14 protein-coding genes are annotated in these 14,941 nt (G+C 71.4%); 13 read left to right on the plus strand and 1 reads right to left on the minus strand.

Annotation, left to right across the window (positions count from 1 at the left end; genetic code table 11):
* Window positions 1–363 precede the first annotated feature (363 nt).
* The 6 genes from ABD339_RS26855 to ABD339_RS26880 all read left to right on the plus strand — a co-directional run bounded on the left by ABD339_RS26855 (window position 364) and on the right by ABD339_RS26880 (window position 8,967).
* The gene (locus tag ABD339_RS26855) at window positions 364–1,992 is read left to right on the plus strand and encodes an NsdA family TPR-like regulatory protein (protein ID WP_344569478.1); all 1,629 of its coding nucleotides are present in this window, start codon (window positions 364–366) and stop codon (window positions 1,990–1,992) included.
* Window positions 1,993–2,295: 303 nt separating this feature from the next.
* Window positions 2,296–3,663, plus strand: a complete 1,368-nt coding sequence (locus ABD339_RS26860; protein WP_344569480.1) for an ammonium transporter — start codon at window positions 2,296–2,298, stop codon at window positions 3,661–3,663.
* Window positions 3,660–3,998: a P-II family nitrogen regulator gene (locus ABD339_RS26865; RefSeq protein WP_344569482.1), complete on the plus strand. Its 339-nt coding sequence runs from the start codon at window positions 3,660–3,662 to the stop codon at window positions 3,996–3,998. Before ABD339_RS26860 ends, ABD339_RS26865 begins: the two co-directional genes overlap by 4 nt.
* A 98-nt stretch (window positions 3,999–4,096) precedes the next feature.
* Entirely contained in the window at window positions 4,097–6,733 is a 2,637-nt protein-coding gene (locus tag ABD339_RS26870) for a [protein-PII] uridylyltransferase (protein ID WP_344569566.1), read from the plus strand.
* Between the two features lie 120 nt (window positions 6,734–6,853).
* Entirely contained in the window at window positions 6,854–8,416 is a 1,563-nt protein-coding gene (ffh, locus tag ABD339_RS26875; RefSeq protein WP_344569484.1) for a signal recognition particle protein, read from the plus strand.
* Window positions 8,417–8,448: 32 nt separating this feature from the next.
* Complete coding sequence (locus ABD339_RS26880) at window positions 8,449–8,967, plus strand: GNAT family N-acetyltransferase (RefSeq protein ID WP_344569485.1); 519 nt, start codon at window positions 8,449–8,451, stop codon at window positions 8,965–8,967.
* Between the two features lie 102 nt (window positions 8,968–9,069).
* On the opposite strand, the gene ABD339_RS26885 is transcribed toward ABD339_RS26880, so the two are convergent.
* On the minus strand, window positions 9,070–9,876 hold the full coding sequence (locus ABD339_RS26885) for a class I SAM-dependent methyltransferase (protein ID WP_344569487.1): 807 nt from the start codon (window positions 9,874–9,876) through the stop codon (window positions 9,070–9,072).
* Between the two features lie 552 nt (window positions 9,877–10,428).
* Here ABD339_RS26885 and ABD339_RS26890 point away from each other — a divergent pair.
* The 7 genes from ABD339_RS26890 to lepB all read left to right on the plus strand — a co-directional run bounded on the left by ABD339_RS26890 (window position 10,429) and on the right by lepB (window position 14,850).
* Window positions 10,429–11,145, plus strand: coding sequence for a hypothetical protein (locus ABD339_RS26890; protein WP_344569489.1), 717 nt, complete (start codon window positions 10,429–10,431; stop codon window positions 11,143–11,145).
* Window positions 11,146–11,389: 244 nt separating this feature from the next.
* Entirely contained in the window at window positions 11,390–11,845 is a 456-nt protein-coding gene (gene rpsP, locus ABD339_RS26895; RefSeq protein WP_344569491.1) for a 30S ribosomal protein S16, read from the plus strand.
* A gap of 2 nt (window positions 11,846–11,847) precedes the next feature.
* The gene (locus tag ABD339_RS26900) at window positions 11,848–12,087 is read left to right on the plus strand and encodes an RNA-binding protein (RefSeq protein ID WP_326687697.1); all 240 of its coding nucleotides are present in this window, start codon (window positions 11,848–11,850) and stop codon (window positions 12,085–12,087) included.
* Window positions 12,088–12,184: 97 nt separating this feature from the next.
* A complete protein-coding gene (gene rimM / locus ABD339_RS26905) occupies window positions 12,185–12,802 on the plus strand; it encodes a ribosome maturation factor RimM (RefSeq protein WP_344569494.1) in 618 nt (205 codons plus the stop codon).
* Window positions 12,799–13,608 carry a tRNA (guanosine(37)-N1)-methyltransferase TrmD gene (gene trmD, locus ABD339_RS26910; protein WP_344569496.1) on the plus strand — a complete coding sequence of 270 codons (810 nt, stop codon included), beginning with the start codon at window positions 12,799–12,801 and terminating at the stop codon, window positions 13,606–13,608. The genes rimM and trmD overlap by 4 nt, the downstream gene beginning before the upstream one ends.
* A 127-nt stretch (window positions 13,609–13,735) precedes the next feature.
* The gene (gene rplS, locus ABD339_RS26915) at window positions 13,736–14,086 is read left to right on the plus strand and encodes a 50S ribosomal protein L19 (protein ID WP_344569498.1); all 351 of its coding nucleotides are present in this window, start codon (window positions 13,736–13,738) and stop codon (window positions 14,084–14,086) included.
* 44 nt (window positions 14,087–14,130) lie between these two features.
* A complete protein-coding gene (gene lepB / locus ABD339_RS26920; RefSeq protein WP_344569500.1) occupies window positions 14,131–14,850 on the plus strand; it encodes a signal peptidase I in 720 nt (239 codons plus the stop codon).
* Window positions 14,851–14,941 lie beyond the last annotated feature (91 nt).

The following is a 14,941-nucleotide window of genomic DNA, read 5'->3' on the forward strand; positions in this document are numbered from 1 at the left end:
ACAGTGACAGGTGGGTGCCGGGGGGCCTGTGCGGCGGTCGCCCCTCCGGAAAAGAGGCGCGGGGTGGTGCAGCTCTGTGAGGAGGCGGGGGATGGTGCGGCCGTTCAGCTGCCGGGCCCGTGCGAGGTGTCAAGTCAAGCGCGCCCAGGCGCCGAAGGGTTCATTCGAAGGGGTGGCGAATGGTGGCGATTCTGCAATCACTCTCGCGTGCCCGTGATCGTAGGATTACTTTCGGTGCACACGGTGAAGAGCACGGCAGCGGACTATGCCGGAGGCATCGTGCGGGGGAGCGCTGTGCGGCGCGCGGCATGCGGCCGAGCGGCGGGCCAGGGTCCGCCGCTGACGCGAATGGGGGCGTGACCAGTGGGTGAGGGCGGCCAGTCCGGCAAGAGCCCGAACGAGCGGCTGCGCTCGTGGTTCGTGCGCAGCGGCTGGTCCAAAGGAGAGCTGGCCCGTCAGGTGAACCGGCGCGCCCGGCAGCTGGGGGCGCATCACATCAGCACCGACACCTCGCGCGTACGCCGCTGGCTGGACGGTGAGCAGCCCCGCGAGCCGATCCCGCGCATCCTGTCCGAACTCTTCTCCGAGCGTTTCGGCTGCGTCCTCCCGGTGGAGGACCTCGGCCTGCGGCCCGTCCGGCAGTCCCCCGCGGCATCCGGGGTGGACCTGCCGTGGGCCGGGCCGCAGACGGTGGCGCTCATCAGCGATTTCACGCGCAGCGACCTGATGCTGGGCCGGCGCGGCTTCCTCGGGAACTCCCTCGGCATGGCCGCCGGACCCGCACTGATCGAGCCCATGCAGCGCTGGCTCGTACCCACCCCTGAGCCCGGGAGCGGCATGCCCGGGCCGGTGAGTGGCGTGGACGCCGGGGGGCCGCGTGCGGGGGCGGGCGGTACCGGAACGGGCCTCCCCGGCATGACGGGATACGGGGCAGCCGCCGCAGGCACGCGGTCCGTCGCGGGGAGCGCCGCCTTCGCGGGGGAGCGGGCGGGGGGCGGCGGGGCGCGGCGGGGCTTCCGGCTCTCCGAGCCCGAACTGGAGCTGCTGGAACAGACGACCGAGATGTTCCGCAGCTGGGACGCGCAGTGCGGGGGAGGGCTGCGCCGCAAGGCCGTCGTCGGACAGTTGCACGAGGTGACGGACCTGCTGCAGGAACGGCACTGCGAGCAGAGCACCCGGCGCCTCTTCCGTGTGACGGCGGAGCTGGCGGAGCTGGCCGGATGGATGAGCTATGACGTCGGCCTCCAGCCCACCGCCCAGAAGTACTTCGTCCTCGCGCTGCACGCCGCCAAGGAGGCGGGGGACCGGCCGCTGGGCTCGTATGTGCTCAGCAAGATGTGCCGCCAGATGATCCACCTGGGCCGGCCCGAGGACGCCCTCGAACTGATCCACCTGGCGCAGTACGGCAGCAGAGAAGGCTCGACGCCGCGCACTCAGGCCATGCTCTACGCCATGGAGGCCCGCGCCTACGCGAACATGGGCCAGCCCGGCAAGTGCAAGCGGGCCGTGCGGATGGCCGAGGAGACCTTCGCCGACATCGGCCCTGCCGACGGCGACCCGGACTGGATCCGGTTCTTCTCCGAGGCCGAGCTGTGCGCGGAGAACGCGCACTCCTACCGGGATCTGGCCTACTCCTCGGGCCGCAGCCCCACCTACGCCTCACTGGCGCGGCCCATCATGGAGCGGGCGGTCGAGCTGTTCAGCCGGGAGGCGGACGAGACCGACGGCGCCGGGCACCAGCGCTCCTACGCGCTCAACCTCATCGGGATGGCGAGCGTCCATCTCCTCCAGCACGAGCCGGAGGGTTGCGCGGCGCGCGTGGGCGAGGCGATCGGGGTGGCCCAGCAGCTGCGTTCGGAGCGGGTGAACAACCGGTTGCGGCGCACGGCGGCCAGCGCGGTCAGGGAATACGGGGACGTCGCCGAGGTGGTGCACCTGAGCGAGCGGCTCCGGGCGGAACTGCCGGAGGACGCGGGCGCGGCGGCGGGATGACCGGCTGAACCGTCACCGGTTGAACTGGTTACGGATGAAACTCCCCGGCCGACCGGTGACGGAGCGGACGGGGAAGCGCTCCCCACACCGGACGACGGCGCGGTCGGCTCTTTCCGGGGCGGACGGTACGCGCGGCTGACACCTCCGGTGCTGTGCTTCATCTCCTCGTAACAACGCCGGGCGCGTTTTCACGGCGGCGAAACACCGAGGGGCGTCGTTCGAAACGGGGCTTGGGGAATCTGGCGCTCATACCGCCCGCAGAGTCGGCCCGGATGAGGTCGCGACCCCGAGGAGACGCCCCCATTGAACGGCGCGGATACCACCTTCGTACTGGTCAGCGCGTTTCTCGTGATGCTGATGACGCCCGGCCTCGCCTTCTTCTACGGCGGCATGGTCCGGGTCAAGAGCGCGCTCAACATGCTGATGATGTCCTTCATCTCGCTGGGAATCGTCAGCGTCCTGTGGGTCCTCTATGGCTATTCACTGACATTCGGTCCTGACACCGGCGGACTGATCGGAAACCTGGATTTCGTAGGACTCAAGGGAATCTCGCCGGAATCCCTCACAGAGAAGGGGGGTGTTCCGGTATTCGCCTTCGTTCTGTTCCAGATGATGTTCGCGATCCTCACCCCCGCGCTGATGAGCGGTGCGCTGGCCGACCGCGTGAAGTTCAGCGCCTGGGCGCTGTTCATCACGCTGTGGGTCACGGTCGTCTACTTCCCTGTCGCCCACTGGGTCTGGGCCCCGGGCGGCTGGCTCTACGAGCTGGAGGTCATCGACTTCGCCGGCGGCACCGCCGTCCACATCAACGCCGGTATCGGCGCGCTCGCGGCTGTCCTCGTCGTCGGCAAGCGCATCGGTTTCAAGAAGGAGCCGATGCGCCCGCACAGCCTGCCGTTCGTGGTGCTCGGCGCCGCGCTCCTGTGGTTCGGCTGGTTCGGCTTCAACGCCGGCTCCGCGCTCGCCGCCGACGGCACCGCGGCCAACATGGCGCTCAACACCCAGGTCGCCACCGGGGCCGCCGCCTTGGGCTGGCTCGTCTACGAGCGCGTGCGGCACGGCGCCTTCACCACGCTCGGGGCGGCCTCCGGCGCCGTCGCGGGACTGGTGGCGATCACCCCGGCGGGCGCGGCCGTCAACGCCATGGGTGCGCTGGCCATCGGCGTCGTGGCCGGGGCCGTGTGTTCCTGGGCGGTCAGCCTCAAGTACAAGCTGGGCTTCGACGACTCCCTGGACGTCGTCGGCGTCCACCTCGTGGGCGGCGTCATCGGCACCCTGCTGGTCGGATTCCTCGCCACGGACGGCGTGGGCGGTCTGACACAGTTCGGCAAGCAGGCCGCGGGGGCCTTCTCCGTGATGGCGTTCTCCTTCGTCGTCTCCTGGCTGCTGGCCAAACTCGTGCAGGCCACGGTCGGCTTCCGTGCCGAGGCGGACGATGAGGTCGCCGGGGTCGATCAGGCGTTCCACGCGGAGACCGCCTACGACTTCAGCTCCCTGGGCGGCTCCTCGGACCGGACGCGCGGTGAGGTACTCGCACCCGGCCCGGCCAGGCGCCGCGCCGAACCCGGCGGGGGCGGGGCCGGGGGCCCTGGCGGTCCCGGCGGTCCCGGCGGTCCGGCGGCCCCCGGCGGAAACGACAGTGCCGACCACGACACCAAGGTGGACGCATGAAGCTCATCACCGCGGTCATCAAGCCCCACCGGCTCGACGAGGTGAAGGAGGCCCTGCGGGCCTTCGGGGTCCAGGGCCTCACCGTCACCGAGGCCAGCGGTTACGGACGGCAGAGCGGCCACACCGAGGTCTACCGGGGCGCCGAGTACACGGTCGATCTCGTGCCCAAGGTCCGTATCGAGGTGCTGGTCGAGGACGGCGACGCCGAACAGCTGACCGAGATCATCGTCGAGGCGTCGCGCACCGGGAAGATCGGCGACGGAAAGGTATGGATGGTGCCCGTCGAGACGGCGGTACGGGTCCGAACCGGCGAGCGCGGACCCGACGCGCTGTGACGGAGTCCTCGGCGGCGGAGACCCGGCAGCAGGACAACGGAACGGAACCGCGCGGCGGACGGGCGCCACGCCGGGGGACGCGGCAGAGCGGCGGCGCGGTGGCGCGGGAGGCGGCGGGGAGCGAGCGGGAGACGGCGCACAGGGAGCGGGGTTACGCCGCGGCCCGGCTGCGGCTGCTCCAGAAGGAAGGGCAGCCGGGGACGCAGCGCCGCCGCGCGCTGGCCGAGCTGACCGACCGCTGGCTGGCGGGGCTCATCGGCAAGAACGCGCCTCCCGGGGTCGCCCTGGTGGCCGTCGGAGGCTACGGGCGGGGCGAGCTGTCCCCGCGCAGCGACCTCGACCTGCTCCTGCTGCACGACGGCCGGGCAGCCGCCGGCGTCGTCGCGGCGATCGCCGACCGGGTCTGGTACCCGGTCTGGGATCTCGGCCTCGCGCTCGACCACTCCGTGCGGAACCTCGCCGAGGTGCGCACCACCGCCGCGGCGGACCTCAAGGTGCAGCTCGGCCTGCTGGAGGCCCGGCACATCGCCGGAGACTCGGCGCTCACGGCGCAGCTGCGCGCCGGGGCGCTCGCACAGTGGCGCGCACACGCCCGCGAACGACTGCCCGAGCTGCACGAACTGGCCGAGGAAAGGGCCCGGCGGCACGGCGAGTTGCGGTTCTTGCTGGAGCCCGACTTGAAGGAGGCCCGCGGCGGGCTGCGGGACATCACCGCGCTGCGCGCCGTCGCGGCCTCCTGGCTCGCCGACGCGCCGCGCGAGGGCCTGGAGGAGGCGCGGACCACGTTGCTCGACGTCCGCGACATCCTGCACCTGTCCACAGGCCGTGCCACCGACCGCCTCGGTCTCCAGGACCAGGACCAGGTCGCCGAAGGACTCGGCATGGCGGACGCCGACATCCTGCTGCGCCGCGTCTATGAGGCAGCCGGCGCCATCGCCTACGCCGCCGATGTCACCTGGCGCGAGGTCGGCAGGGTGCTGAGGTCGCGCTCCGGGGGCGCACGCGCGGCGCGGCTGCGCGGGCTGCTGGGCGGCGGCCGGCGGACCGGAGCGCAGGCGGGAATGCGCGCCGCAGCCTCAGCGGGGGAGCGCACGCCCCTGGCGGAGTCCGTGGTCGAACACGACGGCGAGGCATCGCTCGCGCTGAGCGCCCGGCCCGACCGCGACCCGGTGCTGCCGCTGCGAGCGGCGGCAGCCGCGGCGCAGGCCGGGCTGCCCCTCGCGCTGCCCGCCGTGCGGAAGATGGCCCGTACCGTCCCCGACCTGCCGCTGCCGTGGCCCGCGCAGGCCCGCGAGGAGTTCGTCACGCTCCTCGGCGCCGGCGAGGCGACCGTACCGGTGTGGGAGGCACTGGAGGCCGTCGGACTGATCAACCGGCTGCTGCCGGACTGGGAGCGGGTCCGCTGCCGCCCGCAGCGCAATCCGGTGCACCTGTACACCGTTGACCGGCACCTGGTGGAGACTGCCGTGCGGGCCTCGGCGCTCACCCGCCGGGTCCACCGCCCCGATCTGCTGCTGGTCGCGGCGCTGTTGCACGACATCGGCAAGGGATGGCCGGGAGACCACTCGGTGACGGGTGAGACGATCGTCCGCGACATGGCGGCCCGGATCGGCTTCGGCAGCGCGGACACCGAGGTGCTCGCCACGCTCGTGCGCCACCATCTGCTGCTCGTCGAGACCGCGACGCGCCGTGACCTGGACGACCCGGCGACCATCTCCTCCGTCGCCACGGCCGTCGGCGGGCCCGGCACCCTGGAGCTGCTGCACGCGCTGACCGAGGCGGACGCGCTCGCCACCGGTCCCGCCGCCTGGTCGTCATGGCGTGCCGCGCTCGTCGCCGACCTGGTCACCCGCGTCGGCGGCGTGCTGGCGGGTGAGCCGGCCGAGTACCGGACGGAGCCCCGCGAGCTGACGGCCGAGGCGGAACGGGCGGCCATGGAGGCCCACCGCACCGGGGGGCCCGTGCTGAGACTGCGCGCGCACACCGGCCCGGACGGGATCGCCGTCGCACCGGAGGCCCACGCGGGCGGGAGCGCACCGGATGCTCCGCCGGGAAATCGCGCACCGGATGCCCGGCCGGGAAAACTCGCACCGGATAGTGCGCGTTCCGGCGGTGGAGAGGGGACGGAGCCCGCGTCCGAGCCAGTCGGGGTCGAGCTGATGGTGGCCCTGCGGGAGCGGCCCGGAGTGCTGCCCGCCGTCGCGGGCGTCCTGGCACTGCACCGGCTGACCGTACGCTCGGCAGACCTCCGGCTGGCCGAGCTGCCGCCCGGGGCGGCGCCCGAGGACGGGAGCGAGGGCCGGGTGCTGTTGCTGACCTGGCGGGTGGCGGCCGAGTTCGGCGCCCTCCCGCAGGAGGCCCGGCTGCGCGCCGACCTCGTACGCGCGCTCGACGGCTCCCTGGACATCGCGTCCCGCCTGGCCGAGCGGGAGGCCGCCTACCAGGGCTCGCGCCGGAGGGGCAGGCCCGCGCCGCCGCCCCGGGCGGTCGTCGCGCCGGACGGCTCCCGCGCCGCCACGGTCATCGAGGTCCGGGCCCAGGACGCCCCCGGTCTCCTGTACCGGCTGGGGCATGCCCTTGAAGCATCCGGCGTGCGGGTGCGCAGCGCGCATGTGAGCACCCTGGGGGCGAACGCGGTGGACGCCTTCTACGTGACGGACGCGGCAGGCGTCCCGCTGCCCGACGCCGAGGCGGCACGGCTCGCGGAGCACCTGGAGGCGGAGCTGCGGCGCTGAGCGGGCGCCGCACGGGAGGAGAGCGGGGTGGATTCCGGCGGGCGAGGAAGTGCCCGCGCCGGAGGCGGCTACCCTTGGCAGAGATTGACTCCGCCACCGACCCGAGGACCAACGAGCGCTGTGTTCGATACCCTTTCCGACCGTCTGAGTGCGACGTTCAAGAACCTCCGGGGCAAAGGGCGCCTCAGCGAGGCGGACATCGACGCCACCGCGCGCGAGATCCGTATCGCCCTGCTGGAGGCGGATGTCGCGCTGCCCGTCGTGCGCGCCTTCATCCGGCAGGTCAAGGAGCGCGCCCTGGGGGCGGAGGTCTCCCAGGCCCTCAACCCGGCCCAGCAGGTCATCAAGATCGTCAACGAGGAACTGGTCGGCATCCTCGGCGGCGAGACGAGGCGGCTGCGCTTCGCCAAGAACCCGCCGACCGTCATCATGCTCGCGGGCCTCCAGGGTGCGGGCAAGACCACCTTGGCGGGCAAGCTCGGCCGGTGGCTCCAGCAGCAGGGGCACACTCCGATGCTGGTCGCGGCCGACCTTCAGCGTCCGAACGCGGTCAACCAGCTGTCGGTCGTCGCCGAGCGCGCGGGTGTCGCCATCTTCGCCCCCGAACCGGGCAACGGCGTCGGGGACCCGGTCAAGGTCGCGCAGGACTCGATCACCTACGCGCGTGACAAGCAGCACGACGTGGTCATCGTGGACACCGCGGGACGCCTGGGCATCGACCAGGATCTGATGCGGCAGGCGGCCGACATCCGTGACGCGGTCAGCCCCGACGAGGTCCTCTTCGTCGTGGACGCCATGATCGGTCAGGACGCCGTCACGACCGCCGAGGCGTTCCAGGAGGGCGTCGGCTTCGACGGCGTCGTGCTCTCCAAGCTCGACGGCGACGCCCGGGGCGGCGCGGCCCTCTCGGTCGCGCAGGTCACCGGCAAGCAGATCATGTTCGCCTCCAACGGCGAGAAGCTCGACGACTTCGACGCCTTCCACCCCGACCGGATGGCGTCGCGGATCCTCGGCATGGGCGACATGCTCACGCTGATCGAGAAGGCCGAGCAGACCTTCAGCCAGCAAGAGGCCGAGAAGATGGCCGCCAAGCTGGCCAAGGGCCCCAAGGAGTTCACACTCGACGACTTTCTGGCGCAGATGGAACAGGTCCGCAAGATGGGCTCCATCTCCAAGCTGCTCGGGATGATGCCGGGCATGGGCCAGATGAAGGATCAGATCAACAATCTGGACGAGCGTGAGGTCGATCGCACCGCGGCCATCATCAAGTCGATGACGCCCGCCGAGCGCGCCGAGCCGACGCTCATCAACGGCTCCCGCCGCGCCCGTATCGCACGCGGCTCCGGCGTCGAGGTCAGCGCGGTCAAGAGCCTGGTGGAGCGCTTCTTCGAGGCCCGCAAGATGATGTCCAAGATGGCCCAGGGCGGTGGCATGCCGGGTATGCCCGGGATGCCGGGCATGGGTGGCGGGGCCGGCAAGAAGAAGGGCAAGCCGCAGAAGAAGGCCAAGGGCAAGCGCCAGTCGGGCAACCCGATGAAGCGCAAGCAGGAGGAGCAGGCCGCCGCCGCGCGCCGGAGCGGCGAAGGGGGCGAGGGCGGTGCCTTCGGCATCCCCGGGCCGGGCCAGGACCCGGGCAGTTTCGAACTCCCGCAGGAGTTCAAGGACATGCTGCCCCCCAAGTGAGTTCGCCGCCGGGGAGGCGGATGATGTCGTGCATGCGCGTATACATCCGCCCCCCGCGGGCTTCCGACGAACGTCTCTACAGCGAAGCTGTCGTCCGCTCGGCGGACCACCTCAGCCCGTGGAATCCCGTGGAACCCGACGGCCTTCCCGATCTGCTGCGCCGCCAGGGGCCCGCGCTGCGCACGTTCTTGATCCTCAACGAGGGCGACGACGGGCTGGTCGGCCGCGTCAACGTCGCCAACATCGTGCGTGCCCGCTTCCGCAACGCCTCCCTCGGTTACGACAGTTACGTGCCCTACGCCGGCACCGGGCGCATGTCCGAGGGGCTGCGGCTGGTGGTCGGCCGCTGCTTCCAGCCGGGCCCCGACGGGCTCGGACTGCACCGCTTGGAGATCAACGTCCAGCCGGAGAACGAGCGCTCCCTCGCGATGGCCAAGCGCCTCGGATTCCGGCACGAGGGGTTCTCGCCCCGGATGCTCTTCATCAACAACGCCTGGCGCGACCACGAGCGTTTCGCACTGACCTCCGAGGAGTGGCCGGAGGATTTCTGACGGGCCTGCCGATGCCGCAAGGTCCGCCGAACGTCCTTCGCCGGGCCCGTCCCCAAGGCCCGACGAATGCCCGGCCGCGGGCACGAGCTGCGGCTGCGCCCGTCAGGTACGCGCGATGACGTACCGGAAGAGATTCGGCATCCACACCGTTCCGTCCGCGCGCAGATGCGGATGCAGCGCCTCCGCCAGCTCCTTGAACACCTGCTCCTCATCGGTCGCGCGCACCGCGGAGTCGAACAGCCCGGTCGAGAGCAGGCCGCGCACCGCGCTTTCCGGCCCCGCGTACCCGAACGGGCAGGCGACCCTGCCCGACCCGTCAAGCCGCAACCCCGAGCGCGTCGCCAGCTCTTCCAGATGATCCCTTCCGCACCATCCGGATGGAGGGTCCGAGGGGTCGGCCAGCCGCTCGGCGACCCGGAGCACGGGTGCCATCGAGCAGCGCTCGGCGGGTCCCCAGCTCGCCAGGACCACGGGAACACCCTTGCCCAGCGACTTGCGCAGACAGAGCAGTTCCTCACTGCCGGGCGGCGTGTCGAACGCGGTCACCAGGGTGGGCGGCGGCGCCTCCGCGAGGGCCTCAAGGCACGAGCCCCAGGTCAGCCGTGCGTCGCACCCGGCCGCCTCGCCGCCCATCAGCCGCTCCCGGGCCAGCTCCAGCCGGGCTCCGTCCGCGTCCACCCCGTGCACGGCGGCCCCGTGACCCGTCGCCAGCAGCAACGCCAGGCCCGAACCGCAGCCGAGGCCGAGCACCCGTGCTCCGGGGCCGGTCTCCATCCGTTCGTACACCGCTTCGTAGAGCGGGACCAGCATCCGTTCCTGGATCTCCGCCCAGTCCCGTGCGCGCGCCGCGGCCTCGGCGGCGGGGCGTGCGGCGGGGTGCGGGTGGTGCACGACGAGCGCGGGTGACATCACAACGCCCCAATCCGAAGGTCTGTTCGTAGCCGTGTGGGCTCGTAGCCGTTCAGGCCCCCCGAAAAGTGCTGCCCCTCCCTGTGTGCCCAGGGAACTGCGCATCCGTACACGCGTCCAGAGGGTGCGCCCTGATGTCTTCCACGCCCCCGGAGTGCGCCCCTCCCGCTCCGTGCGCCGTCCACCCGGAAGGGGACAGCGCGGGGCCGGGCCGGGCTCCCCTCCCTCATGAATTCCCCTCGTGGATGCGCCTCGCAGAAGCAGGCGCCCGGATACCCGCGTGGCCGATGTTGTTCGGGGTGCACAGGAAGTGTGCGTACGATCGGCAGCGCCGCTCACACTGCGGCAGCAGAGGCCGCGCATACCGCGGCGGCAGGGGGAGCGGGCCGCATCCGTCACCAGGTGGATGCGCGACTACTGCATTACGGCGGCGCGCCGATCCGGTGATACGTCCCGGCTTGAGCCGCGTGTGCGGCTTCTCCGTAGATCTGCGCACCCGCCCTCGTCCCAACCCATCAGCGTTAACTGACTGGTACGTGCAAATTATTTGGGATGGCCCGGAATCGGAACACCGGGGCACTCCTGCTCGTTGGGAACGACGTGAGCACGACACCACCAGTTCTCGCCGCCGAGCTGGCAGCCGCCTGGGCCGACATTCAACGGCACCATCCCGAGCTGCCGGACCTGGCCGCGCCCGAATCCCTCATCGGAGAGTCGTCGTCCGCCTGCGGCACCGGCCTCTCCTTCGAAAGGCTGCTCCATGAGGCAGTCCACGGCATCGCCGCAGCGCGGGGCGTCCGTGACACCTCACGGGCAGGCCGCTACCACAACCGCCGATTCCTGGCGATCGCCGAGGAACTCGGTCTGGACCACCCCGAGGAGCCGCACCCCAGCAGCGGCTTCTCCCTCGTGGTCCTCACCCCCGAGACCAGAAGGCGCTACCGCCCCACCATCGAACGGCTCCAGCGGGCGCTCAAGGCATACAGCGCCGCTACCGAGACCGATACCGGCCGCAGCTTCCGCGGCCCGGCGGCCCGGCACGGTTCCTCGGGAGGCGGGGTGCGGGTGAAGGCGGTCTGCGACTGCGGGCGCAACGTCCGCGTCGTCCCGTCCGTCCTGGCCCAGGCACCCATCATGTGCGGGGCCTGCGGCAAGCAGTTCCGCATCCCTGTCGAACCCGTCAGCCCCGTCGGTCCGGTCAGTGCCGTCGAGGCCGTCGATCCTGTCCAAGCCGCTGCCGCGGCCGAGCCCGCGGTGGCCGTCGGCTGACGGGTCCACCACACCTCGCGGCGTCGGCCCCACCCTGGCCCGGCTCCCCGGATGCGGCCTCTTCGCGGCCCGGGGGCGGGTTTCGGCCGGGCCCGAGCGGTGTGGCATCATGGACGGCTGTACTCGACAGCCGCACAGGACCCCTCTCTCCTCCGGCTGACGCGTCCATCGGACACCCGGCCCCGCAACCCCACGTGGAAGTCCGCCGTGTCCACCCACGTCAAGACCAGGAGACACCACACCAGTGGCAGTCAAGATCAAGCTGAAGCGTCTGGGCAAGATCCGCGCGCCTCACTACCGCATCATCGTCGCCGACTCCCGCACTCGCCGTGACGGCCGTGCAATCGAGGAGATCGGCCTGTACCACCCGGTGCAGAACCCCTCGCGCATCGAGGTCGACTCGGAGCGCGTGCAGTACTGGCTGGGCGTCGGCGCACAGCCGACCGAACCGGTCACCGCCATCCTCAAGGTCACCGGCGATTGGCAGAAGTTCAAGGGTCTGCCCGCGCCGGAGCCGATGAAGGTCGCCGAGCCGAAGACCGACAAGAAGGCTCTCTTCGAGGCCGCGGCCAAGGACTCCTCGGACGGCGGCCCGAAGGGCGAGGCCATCACGCCCAAGGCCAAGAAGGCCGACAAGAAGGCGGACGAGGCCGAGAAGGCTGACTCGTCGGCGTCCGCCACCGAGTCGACCGAGGCCTGAGGATGCTCGAGGAGGCCCTCGAGCACCTTGTGAAGGGCATTGTCGACCACCCCGACGAGGTGGGGATCGCCTCCCGCAATCTCCGTCGCGGGCGTGTGCTGGAGGTCCGGGTCCACCCCGATGACCTCGGCAAGGTGATCGGCCGCAACGGCCGCACCGCACGCGCTCTGCGTACCGTCGTGGGTGCACTCGGCGGCCGTGGCGTGCGCGTCGATCTCGTCGACGTGGACCAGGTCCGCTGAACAGCAGCATGCAGCACCGGCACGGGCCGGGGACGGCACTACAGCCGTCCCCGGCCCGTTGTCGCGAGCACCCACAGACCGAGCACGGAGAAGCACAGTGCAGCTAGTCGTCGCACGGATCGGCCGCCCCCATGGCATCAAGGGCGAGGTCACGGTCGAGGTCAGGACGGACGAGCCCGAGCTGCGGCTCGGTCCCGGCGCCGTGCTGGCCACCGACCCCGCCTCCGCCGGACCGCTCACCATCCGCAGCGGCCGGGTGCACAGCGGGCGCCTGGTCCTTCGCTTCGAAGGGGTCGGCGACCGCACGGCGGTCGAGGCCCTGCGCAACACCCTGCTCATCGCCGAGGTCGATCCGGACGAGAAACCGGAGGACCCCGAAGAGTTCTACGACCACCAGCTCGAAGATCTGGAGGTGGTCACGCGCGAGGGCGCGGTGGTGGGGCGCATCGAAAGCGTCGCGCACCTGCCGGCGCAGGACCTGCTCGTCGTCCGGCGCGAGGACGGGGGCGAGGTGCTGATCCCGTTCGTCGGCGAGATCGTCCCCGAGATCGACCTGGAGGCACAGCGGGCCGTCATCGACCCGCCGCCCGGCCTCCTGGGCGATGAGGCGGAGGGCGGGGAGCAGCGCGGGGGCGGCAGCGACGAGGGCGCGAAGAGCCCGCGGGAAGCGGACCCGGACAGCCCGCGGGGCGAGGGCGAGGAGCGCTCGCGGTGAGGCTCGATGTCGTCACGATCTTCCCCGAGTATCTGGAGCCGCTGAACGTCTCCCTGGTCGGCAAGGCCCGTGCCCGCGGGGTGCTGGATGTGCGCGTCCACGACCTGCGGGCATGGACGCACGACCGGCACAACACCGTCGATGACACCCCCTATGGCGGCGGCCCCGGCATGGTCATGAAACCGGAACCCTGGGGCGAGGCGCTGGATGAGGTGCTGCGGTCCGGCCAGGACGAGCCGGTGATCGTCGTACCCACCCCCAGCGGCAGGCCCTTCACCCAGGAACTCGCCGTCGAACTGGCCGCGAAGCCGTGGCTGGTGTTCACGCCCGCCCGCTACGAGGGCATCGACCGCCGCGTGATCGAGGAGTACGCGGAGCGCGTCGAGGTGCGCGAGGTCTCCATCGGGGACTACGTCCTGGCGGGCGGCGAAGCCCCCGTGCTCGTCATGGTCGAGGCTGTCGCCCGGCTGCTGCCCGGCGTTCTGGGCAACGCCGAGTCGCACCGCGACGACTCCTTCGCGGCCGGCGCCATGGCGGACCTCCTTGAGGGCCCCGTCTACACCAAGCCGCCCGAGTGGCGCGAGCGCGGCATCCCCGAGGTGCTGCTGAGCGGGCACCACGGCAAGATCGCCAGGTGGCGCCGCGACCAGGCACTCGCCCGTACGGCAGTGCACCGCCCCGATCTGATCGCACGCTGCGACCCGGCTTCGCTGGACAAGCACGACAGAGCCACGCTGGAGGCGCTGGGCTGGCGGCAGGGGACGGACGGCCGATTTTGGCCCGGCGGGCAGCCCGTGGAAGAATAGGCCGCTGCCTCGATTCCGGCGCGCGACCCTGCCACAGGGGGACCAACGTACGCACGGAGTGGCGGCTCCCATTCTCATCACGATATTCCGCTGATGACCTGTGGCATCAGCGAGGAAGCAGACGGTCATGTCCAACCTTCTCGACAGCGTCGACTCCGCGTCCCTGCGCGAGGACGTCCCCGCGTTCCGCCCCGGCGACACGGTCAACGTCCACGTCCGGGTCATCGAGGGCAACCGCTCCCGTGTGCAGCAGTTCAAGGGCGTCTGCATCCGTCGCCAGGGCTCTGGCGTGCGGGAGACCTTCACGGTCCGCAAGGTCAGCTTCAGCGTCGGCGTCGAGCGCACCTTCCCGGTGCACACCCCGATCGTCGAGAAGATCGAGGTCGTGACCCGTGGTGACGTCCGCCGCGCCAAGCTCTACTACCTCCGTGACCTGCGCGGCAAGGCCGCCAAGATCAAGGAGAAGCGCGAGAACTGATCTCGCGTCCTGGTCATCCGGAGCGCCGGTTAGGCTTCCGCACGATGGACGACCAGGAACAGCAGGACGAACCGGAGCGCGATCCCTCCGCCGCCCCCGAAAGGGGAGGCTGGGGCGGATCGCGCTCCTTTCGTATGGCTGCCTGGGTGGCGGGGGTGCTGGTTGCCCTCTTGCTGACCAGCGCTTTTGTGGTGCAGCCCTTTCTGATTCCGAGTTCTTCCATGGAGCCGACCCTGGATGTCGGCGACCGGGTGCTGGTGAACAAGCTGGCCTACCGATTCGGCAACCATCCGGAGCGCGGGGACGTTGTGGTCTTCGACGGGACGGATTCCTTCGCCGGGGAGGAGGCGACGGACGGCAACGCGGTGCTTGCCGCGCTGCGCAAGGCGGGTGCCGCCACCGGCCTGGTCCGTCCCTCCGAGACCGACTATGTGAAGCGTGTGATCGGCGTCGGCGGGGACCTGGTGAGCTGCTGCGACAGACGGGGGAGGATCGAGGTGAACGGTCAGCCTGTGGATGAGGACTACCTCTACGGCGCGGATGCCCCCTCCTCCGTCCCCTTCGAGACCCGTGTGCCCGACGGACGCCTGTGGGTCATGGGCGATCACCGTTCACTGTCGAGCGACTCCCGCGACCACCTCGGCGAGCCCGGCGGTGGGACCGTGCCCGTGGAGCGCGTGATCGGCCGGGCCGACTGGATCGGGTGGCCGCCACGCCGTCTCGGCTCGGTGACCCCCGGGGCGGCCGGTGGCGGCCATGGCTGACCGCCAGGGCCGGGCCCCCGGCGATGACGGGCGCCCCCGGCCTCCGCATCCGCGCCCCCCGCGGCCCCAGAAGCGACGCTACGACTACGGC

The sequence above is a fragment of the Streptomyces axinellae genome, assembly GCF_039532135.1.
Taxonomy (GTDB): domain Bacteria; phylum Actinomycetota; class Actinomycetes; order Streptomycetales; family Streptomycetaceae; genus Streptomyces; species Streptomyces axinellae.

What these genes read in the sequence shown, in the direction of transcription:
- ABD339_RS26865 (WP_344569482.1), top strand. Translation starts at nt 3,660, where the DNA reads ATGAAGCTCATCACCGCGGTCATCAAGCCCCACCGGCTCGACGAGGTG.
- ABD339_RS26880 (WP_344569485.1), top strand. Translation starts at nt 8,449, where the DNA reads ATGCGCGTATACATCCGCCCCCCGCGGGCTTCCGACGAACGTCTCTAC.
- ABD339_RS26885 (WP_344569487.1), bottom strand. Translation starts at nt 9,876, where the DNA reads ATGTCACCCGCGCTCGTCGTGCACCACCCGCACCCCGCCGCACGCCCC.
- ABD339_RS26890 (WP_344569489.1), top strand. Translation starts at nt 10,429, where the DNA reads ATGGCCCGGAATCGGAACACCGGGGCACTCCTGCTCGTTGGGAACGAC.
- ABD339_RS26900 (WP_326687697.1), top strand. Translation starts at nt 11,848, where the DNA reads ATGCTCGAGGAGGCCCTCGAGCACCTTGTGAAGGGCATTGTCGACCAC.
- rplS (WP_344569498.1), top strand. Translation starts at nt 13,736, where the DNA reads ATGTCCAACCTTCTCGACAGCGTCGACTCCGCGTCCCTGCGCGAGGAC.
- lepB (WP_344569500.1), top strand. Translation starts at nt 14,131, where the DNA reads ATGGACGACCAGGAACAGCAGGACGAACCGGAGCGCGATCCCTCCGCC.